The 17,075-nt window shown below is 65.3% G+C and carries 19 protein-coding genes; 12 read left to right on the top strand and 7 right to left on the bottom strand.

All coding sequences use genetic code 11. The features are described from left to right. Window positions 1-1,176 (bottom strand): ABC transporter substrate-binding protein, encoded by a 1,176-nt coding sequence (locus ACKWRH_RS42375; protein ID WP_445218381.1) that lies wholly within the window; start codon window positions 1,174-1,176, stop codon window positions 1-3. 54 nt (window positions 1,177-1,230) lie between these two features. Beyond that, on the bottom strand, window positions 1,231-2,205 hold the full coding sequence (locus ACKWRH_RS42370; protein WP_445218380.1) for an NAD(P)H-dependent flavin oxidoreductase: 975 nt from the start codon (window positions 2,203-2,205) through the stop codon (window positions 1,231-1,233). A gap of 181 nt (window positions 2,206-2,386) precedes the next feature. On the opposite strand from ACKWRH_RS42370, the gene ACKWRH_RS42365 reads away from it, so the two are divergent. Then, window positions 2,387-3,274 (top strand): LysR family transcriptional regulator, encoded by an 888-nt coding sequence (locus ACKWRH_RS42365; protein WP_445218379.1) that lies wholly within the window; start codon window positions 2,387-2,389, stop codon window positions 3,272-3,274. Here ACKWRH_RS42365 and ACKWRH_RS42360 read toward each other — a convergent pair. After that, window positions 3,271-3,924 (bottom strand): DNA-3-methyladenine glycosylase family protein, encoded by a 654-nt coding sequence (locus tag ACKWRH_RS42360; RefSeq protein ID WP_445218378.1) that lies wholly within the window; start codon window positions 3,922-3,924, stop codon window positions 3,271-3,273. The genes ACKWRH_RS42365 and ACKWRH_RS42360 overlap by 4 nt on opposite strands. 182 nt (window positions 3,925-4,106) lie before the next feature. Between ACKWRH_RS42360 and gluQRS the strand changes: the two genes are divergently transcribed. Together gluQRS and ACKWRH_RS42350 are read left to right on the top strand one after the other, a co-directional pair. Further along, on the top strand, window positions 4,107-4,976 hold the full coding sequence (gene gluQRS / locus ACKWRH_RS42355; RefSeq protein WP_445218377.1) for a tRNA glutamyl-Q(34) synthetase GluQRS: 870 nt from the start codon (window positions 4,107-4,109) through the stop codon (window positions 4,974-4,976). A 103-nt stretch (window positions 4,977-5,079) separates the two neighbouring features. Beyond that, window positions 5,080-6,354, top strand: a complete 1,275-nt coding sequence (locus ACKWRH_RS42350; protein ID WP_445218376.1) for an ATP-binding protein — start codon at window positions 5,080-5,082, stop codon at window positions 6,352-6,354. Here the strand turns inward: ACKWRH_RS42350 and ACKWRH_RS42345 are convergent. After that, complete coding sequence (locus tag ACKWRH_RS42345) at window positions 6,281-7,174, bottom strand: YihY/virulence factor BrkB family protein (RefSeq protein WP_028147307.1); 894 nt, start codon at window positions 7,172-7,174, stop codon at window positions 6,281-6,283. The genes ACKWRH_RS42350 and ACKWRH_RS42345 overlap by 74 nt on opposite strands. Before the next feature lie 162 nt (window positions 7,175-7,336). On the opposite strand from ACKWRH_RS42345, the gene ACKWRH_RS42340 reads away from it, so the two are divergent. The 6 genes from ACKWRH_RS42340 (at window position 7,337) to ACKWRH_RS42315 (ending at window position 11,429) form a co-directional block, all read left to right on the top strand. Beyond that, entirely contained in the window at window positions 7,337-7,531 is a 195-nt protein-coding gene (locus tag ACKWRH_RS42340; RefSeq protein WP_014491643.1) for a twin transmembrane helix small protein, read from the top strand. Window positions 7,532-7,533: 2 nt separating this feature from the next. After that, entirely contained in the window at window positions 7,534-8,106 is a 573-nt protein-coding gene (locus tag ACKWRH_RS42335) for a cob(I)yrinic acid a,c-diamide adenosyltransferase (protein ID WP_445218375.1), read from the top strand. 138 nt (window positions 8,107-8,244) lie between these two features. After that, complete coding sequence (locus ACKWRH_RS42330) at window positions 8,245-8,994, top strand: electron transfer flavoprotein subunit beta/FixA family protein (protein ID WP_445218374.1); 750 nt, start codon at window positions 8,245-8,247, stop codon at window positions 8,992-8,994. Next, on the top strand, window positions 8,994-9,938 hold the full coding sequence (locus tag ACKWRH_RS42325) for an electron transfer flavoprotein subunit alpha/FixB family protein (protein WP_445218373.1): 945 nt from the start codon (window positions 8,994-8,996) through the stop codon (window positions 9,936-9,938). The genes ACKWRH_RS42330 and ACKWRH_RS42325 overlap by 1 nt, the downstream gene beginning before the upstream one ends. 210 nt (window positions 9,939-10,148) lie before the next feature. Further along, a complete protein-coding gene (locus tag ACKWRH_RS42320) occupies window positions 10,149-11,030 on the top strand; it encodes a 3-hydroxybutyryl-CoA dehydrogenase (protein ID WP_014491647.1) in 882 nt (293 codons plus the stop codon). 204 nt (window positions 11,031-11,234) lie between these two features. Then, the gene (locus ACKWRH_RS42315) at window positions 11,235-11,429 is read left to right on the top strand and encodes a hypothetical protein (RefSeq protein ID WP_014491648.1); all 195 of its coding nucleotides are present in this window, start codon (window positions 11,235-11,237) and stop codon (window positions 11,427-11,429) included. 10 nt (window positions 11,430-11,439) lie between these two features. Here ACKWRH_RS42315 and tlpA read toward each other — a convergent pair whose 3' ends face one another. After that, window positions 11,440-12,105, bottom strand: coding sequence for a thiol:disulfide interchange protein TlpA (tlpA, locus tag ACKWRH_RS42310; RefSeq protein WP_445218372.1), 666 nt, complete (start codon window positions 12,103-12,105; stop codon window positions 11,440-11,442). 109 nt (window positions 12,106-12,214) lie between these two features. On the opposite strand from tlpA, the gene argH reads away from it, so the two are divergent. From argH to lysA, 3 genes are all read left to right on the top strand, one after another. Next, window positions 12,215-13,612: an argininosuccinate lyase gene (argH, locus tag ACKWRH_RS42305; protein WP_445218371.1), complete on the top strand. Its 1,398-nt coding sequence runs from the start codon at window positions 12,215-12,217 to the stop codon at window positions 13,610-13,612. A 93-nt stretch (window positions 13,613-13,705) separates the two neighbouring features. Then, a complete protein-coding gene (lptM, locus tag ACKWRH_RS42300) occupies window positions 13,706-13,996 on the top strand; it encodes an LPS translocon maturation chaperone LptM (protein WP_445218370.1) in 291 nt (96 codons plus the stop codon). Window positions 13,997-14,019: 23 nt separating this feature from the next. Then, the gene (gene lysA / locus ACKWRH_RS42295; protein WP_445218369.1) at window positions 14,020-15,285 is read left to right on the top strand and encodes a diaminopimelate decarboxylase; all 1,266 of its coding nucleotides are present in this window, start codon (window positions 14,020-14,022) and stop codon (window positions 15,283-15,285) included. Between the two features lie 179 nt (window positions 15,286-15,464). Here lysA and ACKWRH_RS42290 read toward each other — a convergent pair whose 3' ends face one another. Further along, complete coding sequence (locus ACKWRH_RS42290; protein ID WP_445218368.1) at window positions 15,465-16,373, bottom strand: NAD(P)-dependent oxidoreductase; 909 nt, start codon at window positions 16,371-16,373, stop codon at window positions 15,465-15,467. Window positions 16,374-16,605: 232 nt separating this feature from the next. Next, window positions 16,606-16,989 (bottom strand): carboxymuconolactone decarboxylase family protein, encoded by a 384-nt coding sequence (locus ACKWRH_RS42285; protein ID WP_008567285.1) that lies wholly within the window; start codon window positions 16,987-16,989, stop codon window positions 16,606-16,608. Window positions 16,990-17,075 lie beyond the last annotated feature (86 nt).

The following is a 17,075-nucleotide window of genomic DNA, read 5'->3' as shown; positions in this document are numbered from 1 at the left end:
CTACCGGTCATCGAGAATGTCGCCGAACGGCACCCAGCTCTTGCCGTTGAAGCGGCGGAGCTGAAGCTGCTGGAACGGCAGATAGTCGTCCGGACCGGTCGACACGCTCATTCCGGGCAGCAGCAGCGGCAGCTTCACCTCTTTCAGCGACGCGGCCTGCTTCAAGATGTTGTCGCGGCTGACATCGTCCTTGCAAGCGCTCAGCACCGTCATCAGCAGCGTGGCATAGTGATAGCCCGCGGCATAGTTGGAGTTCGAGAGATCCGCGGTCGGCATGTATTGCTTCATGAACGCGAAATATGACTTCACGCCGGGATCGTCGGCCCATTGCGGGTCCATCGTGTCCTTCTGGTTGCTCGACGAGATCAGTCCGACCGCATTGTCCAGGCCCGCCGGTTCCAGGAACGAGATCGAGGAGGCCGAGGTCGGCACGAAGAACAGCTCCGGCTTCCAGCCGATCTCGGCCACGCCCTTGACCATCTGCGAGGTGAATTTTCCGAGCACGACGCCGAACAGCACGTTGGCGCCTGACGCCTTCAGGGTCGAGAGCTGCGAGCTGATCGTCGGCGCGCTGGTCTCGTAGCTCGCCTCCGCGATGATCATGCCGGCCGCCTTGGCGCCGAGCGCGCGCTTGAAGCCCGCGACATAGTCGCGGCCGAAATCGTCGTTCTGGGACAGGATCGCGATCTTCGCGTCGGGCTTGGCCTGCAGGATGTACTTGGCATAGACGACGCCCTCGGATTCGTAGGCCGCCATGCCCGGCATCGTCCAGGGATTCTTCTGCGGATCGGCCCATTTGGTGGCGCCCGAGAGCACGAACAGCTGCGGCACCTTCTTGGCGTTCAGGTAACGCTGTACGGCGCTGTTGGTGGCGGTGCCGAGCGAGCCGAAGATCATCAGCACCTCGTCCTGCTCTACGAGCTTGCGGGTCTGCTCGACCGTCTTCGGCGGCGAGTAGGCGTCGTCCAGCGTGATGAACTTGACCTTGCGGCCGTTGATGCCGCCTTCCGAGTTGACCTTCTCGAAGAACGCCTCCTGCGTCCGTCCGATCGCGCCGAAGCCGGATGCCGGACCGCTATAGGGCAGCGTCTGCCCGATCCGGATCTCGTCCGCACCGGCGCTGCCGGCGGCAAGCGTCAGCAACGACAGGCCTGTCAGCGCGGCTGTCAGCTTCATGGTGTCCTCCTCCCGTTTGTCTTGTCAGTCCAATTTTCTTGTCGGACCAAGCCGTCAGGCGCTGGCGCGCAGCATAAGGTCGTGACGCGCCTGATCGAATTCGCCCTTCATCCGGTCGACCAGCTCGGCCACCGGCGGCGCATCCAGGATCTGACCGATGCCCTGGCCCGATCCCCAGATGTCGCGCCACGCCTTGGATTTCATGTTGCCGCCGGAGCCGAAATTCATCTTCGTCTTGTCGGCAACCGGGAGATTGTCCGGATCGAGCCCCGCAGCGGCGATCGAGGGGCCGAGATAGTTGCCGTGCACGCCGGTGAACAGGTTGGTGTAGACGATGTCGTGCGCGGCGTGCTGCGTCAGCGCGGATTTGTAGGCTTCGTCGGCATTGGCTTCCTGCGTCGCGATGAAGCGCGTGCCCATATAGGCGAGGTCGGCGCCCAGCGTCAGCGCGGAGGCGATGCCAAAACCGTCGCTGATCGCGCCCGACAGCAGGATCGCGCCGTCGAACCATTGCTTGACCTCGCGTACCAGCGCGAACGGCGAGAGCGTGCCGGCATGACCGCCGGCGCCGGCGCACACCAGGATCAGTCCGTCGACGCCTTGCTCCGCGGCCTTGCGCGCATGCTTGACGTTGATGACGTCGTGGAACACCAACCCGCCATAGGAGTGCGCGGCCTCGACGATCTCGGCGGGCGGCCGAAGTGAAGTAATGATGATGGGCGCCCTGTGCTTCACACAGGTTTCCATGTCCTTCATCAGCCGGTCGTTGGAGGCGTGGCAGATCTGATTGACCGCATAGGGCGCGACCTTCTTGCCGGAATTGCGCGACTTGTATTCGCCGAGTTCGTCCTCGATGCGGCTCAGCCACTCGTCGAGCTTGTCCACCGGACGGGCGTTGAGCGCCGGAAACGAGCCGACGACACCGGCCTTGCATTGGGCGATCACCAGCTCCGGGCCGGAAACGATGAAGAGCGGCGAGCCGACGACGGGCAGCTCCAGATTGTTCTTGAGCAGAGCGGGCAGTGCCATCCGATCCTCCTGACAAAGCGCTTCGCCAGCCTTCCGGCCGGGAGTGAGCGCTTCCATGTCGATTGTCGCGTGGGCGGGCCGTCCGCCGCTTGCGTGTTTGACCCCACTATAGGGTTGGACGGCGGGCAGGGGATCGTTCAATATTGAACAAGCGGATATTCAGATTTGTACGGAGCCGGCGGTGGATTGGGATCTCTGCAAGACCTTCGTCGCGGTCGCCGACACCGGCAGCTTCACCGCTGCGGCAAAACGTCTGCATGCCAGTCATCCGACCGTCAGCCGCAAGATCGCGGCGCTGGAGGCGCAGCTCGGCACCAAGCTCTTGGCGCGTGCCGCGGATGGATTCGTGCTCACCGCCGACGGACGTACGCTGCGTGAGCATGCCGAGGCAATGGCGGCTGCCGCGCTTCGCGCCGAAGCCGCCGTTGGCGCCGGTGGGCGCAAGGCGCGCGGCACGGTCAAGCTGTCGATCGGGGCGACGCTGGCCTCGCACTGGCTGATGCCGCGGCTGCGCTCTTTTCTCGGCGCACATGACCATATCCGGCTCGAGATCATCACCCATCCGTTTCCGGCCAGCGTGCGCCGGCGGGAGGCCGACGTCGTGCTGCGACCGGTCGACAGCGGCGAGGAAAACCTGGTCGGCCGCAGGGTTGGCCGCCTCGGCACGGGTTTCTATGCCTCGCGCGACTACGCCGCCGGCCGGTCCTTGCCGGAGCGGAGTGGCGAGTGGAAGGGGCACAGCGTGATCGGCTTTGCCGATCAGGATTCGAACGCGCAGCTGGCGCGCTGGAGCGATGCGATCACGCGCCAGGGAATCATGGTGATGCGCTGCTCGTCGCAGGGCGACATGCTGGCCGCGGTGCGCGCGGGAATCGGAATCTCCGCGCTGTCCTGCTTCGTTGCGGAAAGCTATCCGGACCTCGTGCGCGTCGCGCCGCAGAAACTCGTCAGCGTCGCCGATCTCTGGCTGCTCGCCCATCCCGATCTGGTCGAGTTGTCCGCAGTGCGCGCCGTCGTCGATTTCGTGGCCGAATGCGCCCGCGCCGATCGCGAGCGGCTGCGGGGCTAGGGCTGGTTGCCGATGACACCTTCGCGCTTCTTGATCACGCGATAATAGCTCCACCACAGATGCGCGGCTGCTCCGCGCAGCGGCCGCCAGGGTTCGGCGAGCGGCGCCATCTGCTTTTCCGTCGGCCGCGCCTTGAGCCCCAGGCCAACCTTGATCCCCTCCTGCACGGCGATGTCGCCGGCCGGCCAGGCATCGCCGTGCCCGAGGCAGAACAGCAGATAGACATCGGCCGTCCACGGACCGATGCCGGGCAGCGTGATCAGCGTATGGTGCGCGGCCTCGGCGTCTTCCTCGGCGAGCACGTCGAGGTTCAGCCGCTGCGCGCTGATCTCGCGCGCGAGATGTTTCAGCGTCTTGATCTTGGCGGCGGACAGGCCGAGCCGCCCCAGCCGATCGGTGCGGGCGCGGCGCACGGCGTCATGGTCGAACGGATCGAACGCGGCGGACAGCCGTCCCCAGATCGCCGCGGCGCTTGCGGTTGAGAGCTGCTGCCCGCAAACGATATGCGCCAGCCCTGCAAATCCCGGCTCCCGCCGCCGCAAGGCCGGCATGCCGGCGATATCGAGTACGGGCTTGAGGCGCGGGTCGCGCTTGATCAGCGCGTGGACGGCTTCTTCGAGATCGGACTGGGTTTCGAGGTGGATGGTCATGGTGGCTCAACTTGTCATGCGCGGGCTTGCCGTCTCTGCTAAGGCTACGCCGGCCCAATACCGAGACGCCCGCCGAAGCCTTCGGCGTAGGCGGGACCCGCGCATTCATCTCCTATCGTAACAGAGTCCTGGAAGATGGATTGCCGGGTCAAGCCCGGCAATGACGAATACACCGAGAACTCATGCCACCCGTTTTCCGATTTGCCCCCAGCCCGAATGGCCTCTTGCATCTCGGCCACGCCTATTCGGCGTTGCTCAATTTCGACCGCGCGCGCGAGACCGGCGGGCGGCTGTTGCTGCGGATCGAGGACATCGACGCGACGCGCTGTCGGCCGGAGTTCGAGGCGGCGATCTACGACGACCTCGCCTGGCTCGGCATCGCCTGGGAAACGCCGGTGCGGCGGCAATCGGAGCATCTCGCGGCTTATCGCGCCGCGCTCGAAAAACTCTCGGCGCTTGGTCTCGTCTATCCCGCGTTCGAGAGCCGCGCGGAGATCGCCAGGCTCGTGGCCGCGCGCGAGACCGCCGGGCCATGGCCTCGCGATCCCGACGGTGCACCGCTTTATCCGGGTGACGCCAGATCGCTGTCGGCCGGCGAGCGCGGCCGGCTCATTGCATCCGGCGTGCCTTACGCGCTCCGGCTCGACATGGCGGCCGCCTGCCGACGCGTTGCCGGTCTGACTTGGAACGAGCTTGGCGAGGGGCCCGATGGCGAGCACGGCATCGTCGCGGCGCGACCGGAGGCCTGGGGCGACGTCATCCTGGCCCGCAAGGAGACGCCGACCAGCTACCATCTGTCCGTCGTCGTCGACGACGCGCTTCAGGGCATCAGCGAGGTCGTGCGGGGGCAGGACCTGTTTCACGCCACCTCGGTTCACCGCCTGCTCCAGGTCCTGCTCGATCTGCCGGAACCCGCCTATCGCCACCACGTGCTGATTCTGGACGAGGCGGGCCGGAAGTTGTCGAAATCGGGCCGCTCGACCGGCCTGCACGAGCTGCGTGCTGACGGCGCCGCGCCCGCCGGCATCCGCCGGTTGGTGGGATTAGGTTAAGTTTCTCTGGGGGTTAGCAAAACGCCGCCGTGACTCCAGGGGTTCCGCCGTGCGATGCTTGCTTGAGAGCCTGGGGATCGAAGGGGACCCTTCGAAGGGATTCATGGCGGCGAAAACGCGCTCAGCGCGCACCACGCGAACGTCCAGGCGACCGCCTCGGAAGCGGTCCGGGGCGACCGGCCGGTTGCGCAAGCGCAGCGCCAAGGCCGTGGCGCCGGACGTGGTCCAGGCCGCGCTCGCCGCGTTTGCCCATGAGGTCCGTACCCCCCTGACCGGTATTCTCGCGATCAGCGACCTGCTCGCCACATCCGATCTCGGCGAGCGCGAGCGGCGCTGGGCCGACACCATCAAGGCCGGTGCCGAGCATCTGGCAAGCCTTGCCACCCTGTTCGTCGATGCCGCCAGGACCGGCAAGGGGGCGGGCAAGGGTGGAAGTGCCCTGCGGCAGGATTTGTTCGATTTACGCGCGCTCGCCCGCAGCGCCGGCGATTCCCTCGCCGGACGCGCCGCGGCCAAGGGCCTCCAGGCCCAGGTCGATATCTCCGAGAAGCTGCCGGGGCTGGTGGTCGGCGATTCCGTCCGCCTGCGCGCCGCGCTCGAGAACCTGATCGACAATGCCGTCAAGTTCACCGAGCAGGGCGGTGTCGCGCTCGCGGTCGCGCCTTGGCGTCCCGCCAAAGGCAAGGCCGGAGACAAGGCGAAGGGCAAGGTCGGCGTCGCCTTCGCGGTGTCCGACAGCGGCATCGGCCTGACCATGGCCGAGATCAAGCGGCTGTTCCGCCCCTTCACCCAGGCCAATGTCACCATCGCCTCGCGCTTCGGCGGCGCCGGCTTGGGCCTTTCCTCGGTCAAGCAACTGGCGCGCGCGATGGGCGGCGACATCACGGTCGCTCCGCGGCGCGGCGGCGGCGCCACCTTCACATTGACCATGTCGCTCGACGCGACGGAATCGCGCAAGTCCCGCAAGTCGAAGGGCGAAGCCGAGGCTGACGCGATGGCCGCGCTGCGCGTGCTCAGCGTCGAGGACAACCCGTTCGGCCGCGTCGTGCTCAACACCATCCTGACCGAGCTCGGCCACCATGCCGAGTTCATCGGGCGCGGCGAGGATGCGGTGAACCGGCTTGCGCAAGGCGCGTTCGATGCGGTGCTGATGGACATGGTGCTGCCTGGCATCGACGGCGTTGAGGCCATCAGGCGGATCCGGACCATGCCGGCGCCGCTGGCTCAGATCCCCATCATCGGCGTGTCCGGCCGTGGCGAGGACGAGGCGGCCTCGCGCGAGGCCGGCGCCGACGCCTTCCTGGTCAAGCCTGTGTCTCCGCGCGCTTTAGCGACTGCGCTGCTTGAAGCGAAACGCCGTGAGGAAGCCGCGACTTGATGATCGCGGCGTTGAGCTCGCCGCCGTAGACGAAGATCGCGGCGATGAAATACAGGAACACCAGCGCGATGATCACCGAGGCGAGCCCCGCATACATCGTCACGTAGTTGTTGGCGAAGCGCGCCAGATATTGGCCGAACACGATGCCCGAGATCAGCGATGCCACGATGGTGAAGACGATGCCGGGCAGGATCTGGAGGAAGGTGCGCCGTCCCGCCGGCAGCCAGGCATGCAGGATGATCAGCGCGACCACCAGCGCGCCCACGGTGATGCCGTAGCGCAGCCAGGTGAGGATGCTCTCGTTGGACTCGACGAACAGCGGGATATGGCGCCGCGCCGCCTCGATGAAGAGCGGTCCGAGCACGATCAGGAACGCCATGGCAAGCGCGGTGAAGGCCGCGACCAGCGTGTAGCCGATCGATTCAAGGCGCAGCCAGTACCAGCGCCGCATCTCCACCACCGCATAGGCGCGGTTCAGTGCGACGCGGAGCGCCTCGACGCCGTTGGAGGCGAAATATACCGACAGCGCTGCGCCGATCGTCAGCACGCCGGTGCGGGTCGTGGTCAGCACGTCGTGGACTTCCCCCGAGATCGAATCGGCGACCTGCTTCGGCCAGACCTGAAGCATCAGGCTTGCGGCCTGATCGGCAAGTTCCTTGGAGCCGAAGAAGCCGGCGAGCGAGGTCAGCACGATCAGGAACGGGAATAGCGCCATCAGGGTCGACAGCGCGATATGGCTCGCGATCGCCCAGCCGTCATCGGCGAGGAAGGTGTAGAAGGCGTCTTCCACGACAACGTAGATGTAGCGGATGGCCTTCACAGCTTACTCCGGATTCGCCTCTCCCCGCATGCGGGGAGAGGCGAAGAAGACAGGCGACGAGCGCAAATCGGAATTCATCCAGCTAGCTTCTGATATTATTGGCTTAAAAGCCAGATCGGGAACGCCATGGCGGACCAGCGCACACGGTGTTATCTACCGCTGATGGCATCTCTCCTGAGTACTTTCATCCTGCCGGTGGCAGCCGGCGCCGTGGCGTTGGTGTTGCTGCTCGGTCTCGTCAACATGATGCGCGGCGGCTCGCCCAACACCTCGCAGAAGCTGATGCGCTGGCGCGTGCTGCTTCAGTTCGTGGCGATCGTCATTGCCATGCTCGCGGTCTGGGCGATGGGGCGTTAAAAATGGTCACGTTGAATCGCATCTACACGAAGACCGGTGACGACGGCACGACAGCGCTCGGAACTGGCGAACGCCGTCCGAAATACGATCTGCGCATCGAAGCCTATGGCACCGTGGACGAAACCAATGCCGTGATCGGCGTTGTCAGGCTCCACACCCATGACATGCCCGAGTTCGACGCGATGCTCGGCCGCATCCAGAACGATCTGTTCGACCTCGGCGCCGACCTCGCAGTGCCCGAGCGCGAAGGCAAGGCCGAGCGGCTGCGGGTGGTGGCAAGCCAGGTCGAGCGGCTCGAGCGCGACATCGACGCGCTCAACGACAAGCTGGCGCCGCTCACCTCCTTCGTGCTGCCGGGGGGCACGCCCGCCGCCGCCTACCTCCACGTTGCCCGTACGATTTGCCGCAGGGCGGAACGCGTGATGGTGGAACTGGCGGCCCGGCCCGGCGAGCCCGTGGGCGCTGCTGGTATCCAGTATATGAACCGCCTGTCCGACTTCCTGTTCGTCGCCAGCCGTGCCGCCAACCATAACGGTGCCGGCGACGTGCTCTGGGTTCCGGGCCAGAATCGCTGACCCCAAGATTCTGCCCATTGAGCTCGATATTTCTAAGGTCTAAAATTTGGCTCTGTCGCGCGTTGACCGGGCCGGATCAGGCCTTTAGGTTCCGCGCCAGTTGATAACCCCCCTCCCAAATTGAGTGAAAGAGGATCGATGAAGGTCTTGGTGCCGGTAAAGCGGGTGGTTGATTACAACGTCAAGGTCCGCGTCAAGGGCGATGGATCGGGCGTTGAACTCGCCAACGTGAAGATGTCGATGAACCCGTTCGACGAAATCGCGGTCGAGGAAGCGTTGCGCCTGAAGGAAGGCGGCAAGGCCACCGAGGTCGTCGTGGTTTCCATTGGACCGGCGCAGGCCTCGGAGACGATCCGCACCGGTCTCGCCATGGGTGCCGACCGCGGCATCCTGGTGAAGGTCGAGGGCACCGTCGAGCCGCTCGCGGTTGCCAAGATCCTGAAGAAGGTTGCGGAAGAAGAGCAGCCCGGCCTGATCATCCTCGGCAAGCAGGCGATCGACGACGACAGCAACCAGACCGGTCAGATGCTGGCCGCGCTGCTCGGCTGGTCGCAGGCGACGTTTGCTTCGAAGCTCGAGGTCGAAGGCTCTGACTTCAAGGTCACCCGCGAAGTCGACGGCGGTCTGCAGACCGTCAAGCTGAAGGGACCCGCGATCGTCACCACGGATCTCCGTCTCAACGAGCCGCGCTACGCCTCGCTGCCCAACATCATGAAGGCCAAGAAGAAGCCGATCGCGGAGAAGACCGTCGCCGACTACGGCGTCGATGTCGCCGCGCGTCTCGAGGTTCTCAAGACGACGGAGCCGGCGGGCCGCAAGGCGGGCGTCAAGGTCAAGGACGTCGCCGAGCTGGTGTCGAAACTCAAGAACGAAGCCGGGGTGCTCTGATGACGACGCTTCTGATTGCCGAACACGACAATGCGTCGCTGAAGGACGCGACCAACAAGGCCCTGACCGCGGCTGCCGCGCTCGGCGCGGATGTCGACGTGCTGGTGGCCGGCCAGAACGCCAAAGCTGCGGCGGATACCGCCGCCAAGCTTGCCGGCGTGAAGAAGGTGCTGCTTGCCGAGGGCGAGACTTACGCCCACGATCTCGCCGAGCCGCTGGCCGCGCTGATCGTCTCGCTGGCTTCCGGCTATGACGCGATCGTCGCGCCCGCGACCTCGCGCTTCAAGAACGTGATGCCGCGTGTCGCGGCCCTGCTCGACGTCATGCAGGTCTCCGAGATCACCAAGGTGGTCGCCCCCGACACCTATGAGCGCCCGATCTATGCCGGCAACGCCATCCAGACGGTGAAGTCGAAGGACGCGAAGAAGGTCATCACGGTGCGCACCTCGACCTTTGCGGCGGCGGGTGAAGGCGGCAGCGCCGCCGTCGAGAACATCGCTGCGGCGGCCGATCCGGGCCTGTCGTCCTTCGTCGGCGAGGAAGTCGCCAAGAGCGACCGCCCCGAGCTGACCTCGGCCAAGATCATCGTCTCCGGTGGCCGTGCCATGCAGAGCCGCGAGAACTTCGCCAAGTACATCGAGCCGCTCGCCGACAAGCTCGGTGCCGGCGTCGGTGCCTCGCGCGCGGCGGTGGATGCCGGCTATGCGCCGAACGATTGGCAGGTCGGCCAGACCGGCAAGGTGGTGGCCCCCGAGCTCTATGTCGCGGTGGGCATTTCCGGCGCGATCCAGCATCTGGCCGGCATGAAGGACTCCAAGGTGATCGTCGCGATCAACAAGGACGAGGACGCGCCGATCTTCCAGGTCGCCGATTACGGCCTGGTCGCCGACCTCTACCAGGCGGTTCCTGAGCTCACCGACGAGCTCGCCAAGCTCGGCAAGTAAAAACGCGCTAAAAACACCGGCCGGAGTGGTACACTCCGGCCGGTTTTTCTTTTTCGAGGCGTTTTCTTTGGCGTGGGGCACGCCGGGGAAGCGATCCAATCTAGGTTTCGAGCCAGGATTCTGATCTAATCGGGTTTCTGATTAAATCGGACCTCCCGGCTCGGGGGATGAGGCAGGCGCGATCTGCGCGCCGTTCCGGTGGATGACATTATGGCGGCAGTGATCAAGAAGGTCGGCGTGATCGGCGCGGGTCAGATGGGCAATGGCATCGCGCATGTCGCGGCGCTGGCCGGTTTCGACGTGGTGCTCAACGACGTCTCGGCCGACCGGCTCAAGTCGGGCATGGCCACCATCAACGGTAATCTGGCCCGCCAGGTCTCCAAGAAGGCCGTCAGCGAGGACGACAAAACCAAGGCGATGGCGCGCATCAAGCTCGCCGAGAAGCTCGACGACCTCGCCGATTGCGACCTCGTGATCGAGACCGCGGTCGAGAAGGAAGAGGTCAAGCGCAAGATCTTCCATGAGCTCTGCGCGGTGCTGAAGCCGGAGGCGATCGTCGCCTCCGATACCTCCTCGATCTCGATCACGCGGCTTGCCGCCGCCACCGACCGGCCCGAGCGCTTCATCGGCATTCACTTCATGAATCCGGTGCCGCTGATGGAGCTGGTCGAGCTGATCCGCGGCATCGCCACCGACGACCAGACCTTCGAGGCGTCCAAGGAATTCGTCGGCAAGCTCGGCAAGCAGGTCGCGGTCTCCGAGGATTTCCCGGCGTTCATCGTCAATCGCATCCTGCTGCCGATGATCAACGAGGCGATCTACACGCTGTATGAAGGCGTCGGCAATGTCGAGGCCATCGACGCGGCGATGAAGCTTGGCGCGCATCATCCGATGGGCCCGCTCGAGCTCGCCGATTTCATCGGCCTCGACACCTGCCTGTCGATCATGCAGGTGCTGCACGAGGGCCTCGCCGACTCCAAGTATCGCCCGTGCCCGCTGCTGGTGAAATACGTCGAGGCCGGCTGGCTCGGCCGCAAGACCCAGCGCGGCTTCTACGACTACCGCGGCGCCAAGCCGGTTCCGACGCGCTGATCCAATTTCCGGTGCCGTAGGGTGGGCAAAGGCGCAAAGCGCCGTGCCCACCATCTCTCCAATTATGCGGTGGAGATTGGTGGGCACGCTTCGCTTTGCCCACCCTACGGCGCTTTCGCCCTCAGGCCGCGCATCCGCACCGTGACAATTCATGTCGCGTTAACCGCTCGCCCCTAGGCTGCGCCCAGTACGAGGGTTTGCGTAATGGACATGATGGCGATGGTCAGCACCATGCTGGCCGCTCAGCAAGGCGCGCTGCAGTCGAATATCACGGCGACGCTGATGAAGCAGAACGCGGACGCGGAGAAGTCCACCGTCCTGACGCTGCTTGGCGCCGGTCAGCCCTCGCTCGCCAATGTCGGCGCCGGCGTCGGCGGCAACCTCAACGTCACCGCTTAAGACACTCCGCCTACAGCGACGCGGCGGCCTTGCCTGTCGCAGCCCGGATCAGCTTGAGCGCGTCCTCGCTCGCCCATTCCGCCGGCCCCGCGATCGTCGCGATCTCGCAGCCCTGTGGGTCGACCAGCACCGAGGTCGGCATGCCCAGGGCCCGGCCTATCGCCTTAAGATCCTGGAAAACCTTGGCTTTCTGATCGTTGAAATAGCCGAGCCGGGTCAGATTGGCCTCTTTCAGGAACGTCTTGGGCTTCTCGGCGTCGCGGGTGTCGATGTTGATCGCCACCACCTCGAAATTCGGGCCCGAAAGCTTGCCCTGGAGCTCGTCCAGCGCCGGCATTTCCTTGCGGCAGGGCACGCACCAGGTGGCCCACAGGTTGACCAGCAGCGTCTTGCCGCGGAAATCGGACAGCTTCTTCGGCTTGCCGTCGGCGTCCTCGAAGACCAGGTCGGGCAGCTTTAGCGGCGCGCTCGCCATGGTCAGGGCGGCCAATTCGCCATGGGCGAGGGGGGCGATTTTTTGCGCCGTTGCCACCGCGGCCCGGCAGGCCGGATCGCCTGAGGGCGCCCGGTTCAGGCCCAGCCCGTACAGCGCGGCGAAGCCGGCCAGCCCTCCGATCGCCACGGTGGCGATGATGAGGGGGATGCGGCGCGTGGCGGAGGGCGTCTTGTCGAGCATATCGTTTGTCATCCGGTCGCAGATATGGCTATCAGGGGCCTCTTAATACGGCTGGCTCCGGCCAGCAAACGTGCGGCAGCAGCGGCAAGCAAGGCGTGAGCAGGCGATCATGAGCAACAAGATGTGGGGCGGCCGGTTCTCGGAACGTCCCGATGAGATCATGGAAGAGATCAACGTCTCCATCGACGTCGATCGTCACCTCTTCGCCCAGGACATTGCCGCATCCAAGGCGCACGCCGCGATGCTTGCCGCGCAGGGCATCATCACGGGCTCTGATGCGAAAAATATCGGCAAGGGTCTAGACACGATTTTGTCAGAGATCGGCAAGGGCGGCTTCACGTTCAAGCGCGCGCTCGAAGATATCCATATGAACGTCGAGAGCCGCCTGTCCGAGCTGATCGGCCCCGCCGCCGGCCGGCTGCACACCGCGCGCTCGCGCAACGACCAGGTTGCGACCGATTTCCGTCTCTATGTCCGCGACGTTCTCGACGAGACTGATGCCGCGCTCGCCGCATTCCAGGCCGCGCTCGTCAATCGCGCGCTCGAACATGCCGCGACCGTCATGCCCGGCTTCACGCATCTGCAGACCGCGCAGCCCGTGACCTTCGGCCATCATCTGCTCGCCTATGTCGAGATGGCGGCGCGCGACCGCGGCCGTTTCCAGGACGCCCGCAAGCGGCTCAATGAATCGCCGCTCGGCGCCGCCGCGCTCGCCGGCACCTCGTTCCCGATCGATCGTCACGCCACCGCGAAGGCGCTCGGTTTCGACCGCCCGATGGCGAACTCGCTCGATGCGGTCTCCGATCGCGACTTCGTGTTGGAGACGCTGTCGGCGGCCTCGATCTGCGCCGTGCACATGTCGCGCTTTGCCGAGGAGATCGTGATCTGGACCTCGCCGCTGGTCGGTCTCATCCGCCTCAGCGACAAGTTCACCACGGGATCCTCGATCATGCCGCAGAAGCGCAACCCGGATGCCGCCGAACTCGTGCGCGCCAAGACCGGCCGCGTCATCGGCGCGCTCAATGGCCTCCTGATCGTGATGAAGGGCCTGCCGCTCGCCTATCAAAAGGACATGCAGGAGGACAAGCAGGGCGCGATGGAGGGCTTTGCTGCCCTGTCGCTCGCGATCCGGGCCATGACCGGCATGGTCCGCGATCTCGTGCCCGACGAAGCGAACATGAAGGCGGCGGCGGGCGAGGGCTATGCCACCGCGACCGACCTTGCCGACTGGCTGGTGCGGACGCTAAAGATGCCGTTCCGCGACGCCCACCACGTTACCGGCCGCATCGTGGCGAAGGCCGCCGAGGGCGGCGTGGCGCTGCACGAGCTGCCGCTGAAGGAGATGCAGGCGATCGAGCCCAAGATCACCAAGGAGGTGCTCGGCGTGCTCTCGGTCGAATCGTCGGTGAAGAGCCGGACCAGCTTCGGCGGCACCGCGCCGAAGAACGTGGCGTCGCAGGCCAAGGCCTGGGCGAAGCGGCTGGAAAAAGAGCGAAAATTGGGCTGAGGGCAAAATTTCGCTTATGTTTCATGGTCATCCGGCTCTCGCCAGAGCGCGCCAATCTCTGTATGGTGCGGCCCGCGTAGTGGGGATTTCGTCGTGACGTCAAAGTTTCGCCCGGCCGGCTCGGGGTGGGCCATCATTGTCTTGAGCCTGACGGCGCTCGCGCTTGCCGGCTGCGGCCGCAAGGGCCCGCTGGATCTGCCGCCGACCGCCTCCAGTGCATCCACGGCCAATGTCGCAGGTCCAACCGACACCGAGGCCGAAGCCCAGAGGACGCCGAGCGTGTTCAATCCCACCTACGGTGCGGACGCGGCGCCTGCCGCCGCCAAGGGCAAGAAGAAATCGTTTATCCTCGACCCGCTCCTGGACGAAAGACCCAGCCGATAGGCTGGGGCAACTGAGCTAGCGCCATGAACCATTTCGACTACCGCAACGGCGTGCTGCACGCCGAGGCGGTGAACCTGTCCGAGCTGGCCGCAACAATCGGCACGCCGTTCTACTGCTATTCGACCGCGACGCTGGAGCGGCACTATCGCGTCTTCGTCGACGCCTTCGCCGGCGAGAAGGTGCTGGTCTGCTACGCCATGAAGGCGAACTCCAACCAGTCGGTGCTGCGCACGCTGGCCAAGCTCGGCGCGGGCGCCGACGTGGTCTCGGGCGGCGAGTTGAAGCGCGCGCTGGCCGCCGGCATTCCGCCAAACAAGATCCTGTTCTCCGGCGTCGGCAAGACGGAAGACGAGCTGCGCGCCGCGCTGGCCGCCGACATCCTCTGCCTCAACGTCGAATCCGAGCCCGAGCTCGAGCTGTTGTCGCGGCTTGCGACCGAGATGGGGAAGACCGCGCGCATCTCCGTGCGCGTCAATCCCGATGTCGATGCCGGCACGCACGCCAAGATCTCGACCGGCAAGTCCGAGAACAAGTTCGGCATTCCGATCGCCTATGCCCGCGAGGTCTATGCGCGCGCCGCAAAGCTTCCGGGCATCGAGGTCACAGGCACCGACGTGCATATCGGCAGCCAGATTACCGATCTCTCCAAGATGGAGACCGCGTTCCGCATCCTCTCCGAATTCGTGCAGACGTTGCGCGCCGACGGCCACAACATCAGCCACGTCGATTTCGGCGGCGGCCTCGGCATTCCCTATTACATGGATCGCGAGGCGCCGCCCGCGCCCGACGCCTATGCCGCCATGGTCAAGCGCGTCAGCCACAATCTCGGCTGCACGCTGATGTTCGAGCCCGGCCGCATGATCGTCGGCAATGCCGGCATCCTGGTCGCCAGGGTGATCTACGTGAAGCACGGCGACGGCAAGAATTTCGTCATCATCGACGCCGCCATGAACGATTTGATCCGCCCGACGCTGTACGAGGCGCATCACGACATTCTGCCGGTGACGCGGCCGGCCGCGGGCGCCGCCACGATCATGGCCGACGTCGTCGGCCCGGTCTGCGAGACCGGCGACTATCTCGCATTGGATCGCACGCTGCCGACGCCGAAGCCTGGCGATCTCATTGCCATCATGACCGCCGGCGCCTATGGCGCGGTGCAGGCCGGCACCTACAACACGCGGCCGCTGGTGCCCGAGGTGCTGGTGAAGGGCGATCAATACGCCGTGGTGCGCCCGCGCATCGAGGTGGAGCAGCTGATCGCGATGGATACGCCGGCGCCGTGGTTGTGAGTTGGCGAAGCCGGCTGAACAACTGCGGTGTCGTCCCCGCGTAGGCGGGGATCCATAACCTCAGGGAGTGGTTGTACGCGAAGCTGGTAACTCCGAGTCTTCGCCACACGTTTCCCTGTGGTTATGGGTCCCGGGCTCGCGCTTCGCGCGCCCCGGGACGACGAGCTGAGTGTGTGGCGCTACTTCCCTGCCAATCCACCCTTCGCTCCACCGACCACAACTCCCGCCTTCTTCTCGATCGGCTTGATCGCCGCGGTGAAGTCGGACTCGGCGCCTTCCGCGCTGATCACGGTCTCCCACAGCCGGCCGACGGCATCGGCGACCTCCATCGAAAGGCCGAGCTGCTTCATTTCCTCCAGCGCCAGCCGCACGTCCTTCACCATCAGCCCCGTGGCAAAGCCGAAGTCGAACGTCCGCGGCAGCACCGAGCGCGGAAACTTGTCGCGGCTCGCGGTGTTCATGCCGGAGCCGGCATTGATGACGTCGATCATCACGGCGGGATCGAGCCCCGCCTTGACGCCCATCACCACCGCTTCCGAGGTCGCCACGATCGCGGTCGCCGACAGGAAATTGTTGGCGAGCTTCATGGTCTGCGCCGCGCCCGGCTTCTCGCCGATGAAGAACACTTTTCCGACCACGTCGAGAGCGGGCTTGAGCAGCTCGAACTCGGCTTTGGGCCCTGAGACCATCACCGCCAGGGTGCCCTTCTCGGCGCCGCCGACGCCGCCGGAGACGGGGCAGTCGATCTGCACGATGTCGCGTTTCGCCAGCAGGCCGTGGATCTTCGCCGCCATCGTCGAGCCGACGGTGGAGAGATCGATGAAACGCTTGGCGCGGCTACCTTCGATCACGCCGTTCGCACCCGTCGCGACCTCGAGCGACGCTTGCAGCGAGGGCAGGCTCGCCATGACCGTCTCGACCTGGTCGGCGACGTCCTTCGGCGAGGTTGCAGCGGTGGCACCGCGCGCCACGAGCTTGTCGACGGCCTCCTTGCGGGTGTCGAACACGACGAGCTTGTGCCCGGCGTCGACCAGCCGCCGCGCCATCGGGAAACCCATGTTTCCGAGGCCGATGAATCCGATGTGCATGGTGTTTCCTTTGCTTGTTGTTGTGCATGAGAGCGGAGTCACATTTTCCGCTCGTCGTCCCGGGGCATCGCGAAGCGATGAGCCCGGGACCCATATCCGCAGGGAGGAGTTGTTGCGCGAAAGCGGTCACTCCGAGTCCCGCTAACCACATCTGCCCGTGGTTATGGGTCCCGGGCTCGCGCTTCGCCCGCCCCGGGACGACGTCGGAGAGAGGTTGGCCTCAAGCCTTTCCTCACGCCTTGCCGTCGATCTCCGCGAACACCTCGCGCGCGATGCGAAAGCTGTCGACTGCGGCGGGCATGCCGCCATAGATCGCGACCTGCATCAGGATCTCGCGGATCTCGTCGCGGGTCACGCCATTGGTCAGCGCGCCCTTCAGATGCGCGCGAAACTCGTGCTGACGGTTGAGGATCGCGATCATGGCGATGTTGAGCATGCTGCGGGTCTTGCGCGGCAGTTCCTCGCGGCCCCACACGGTGCCCCAGCAATATTCGTTGAGCATCTCCTGGAACGGACGGTTGAAATCGTCGACGTTCTTCAGGGCATTGTTGACATAGGCCTCGCCCAGCACCGCTTTGCGGACTTCCAGGCCCTTGTCGTGCATCTTCTTGTCCATGGCGTTTCCTCTATGTCCCTTGCGTTTTCCTCGGGAATGGCGCGCGGAAATTACGGGGTTGCGCCCGGCCAGTCACGTCCTCGTGT

Source organism: Bradyrhizobium sp. Pa8, from assembly GCF_052588265.1.
This window is presented reverse-complemented; position numbering and strand designations above follow the sequence as displayed.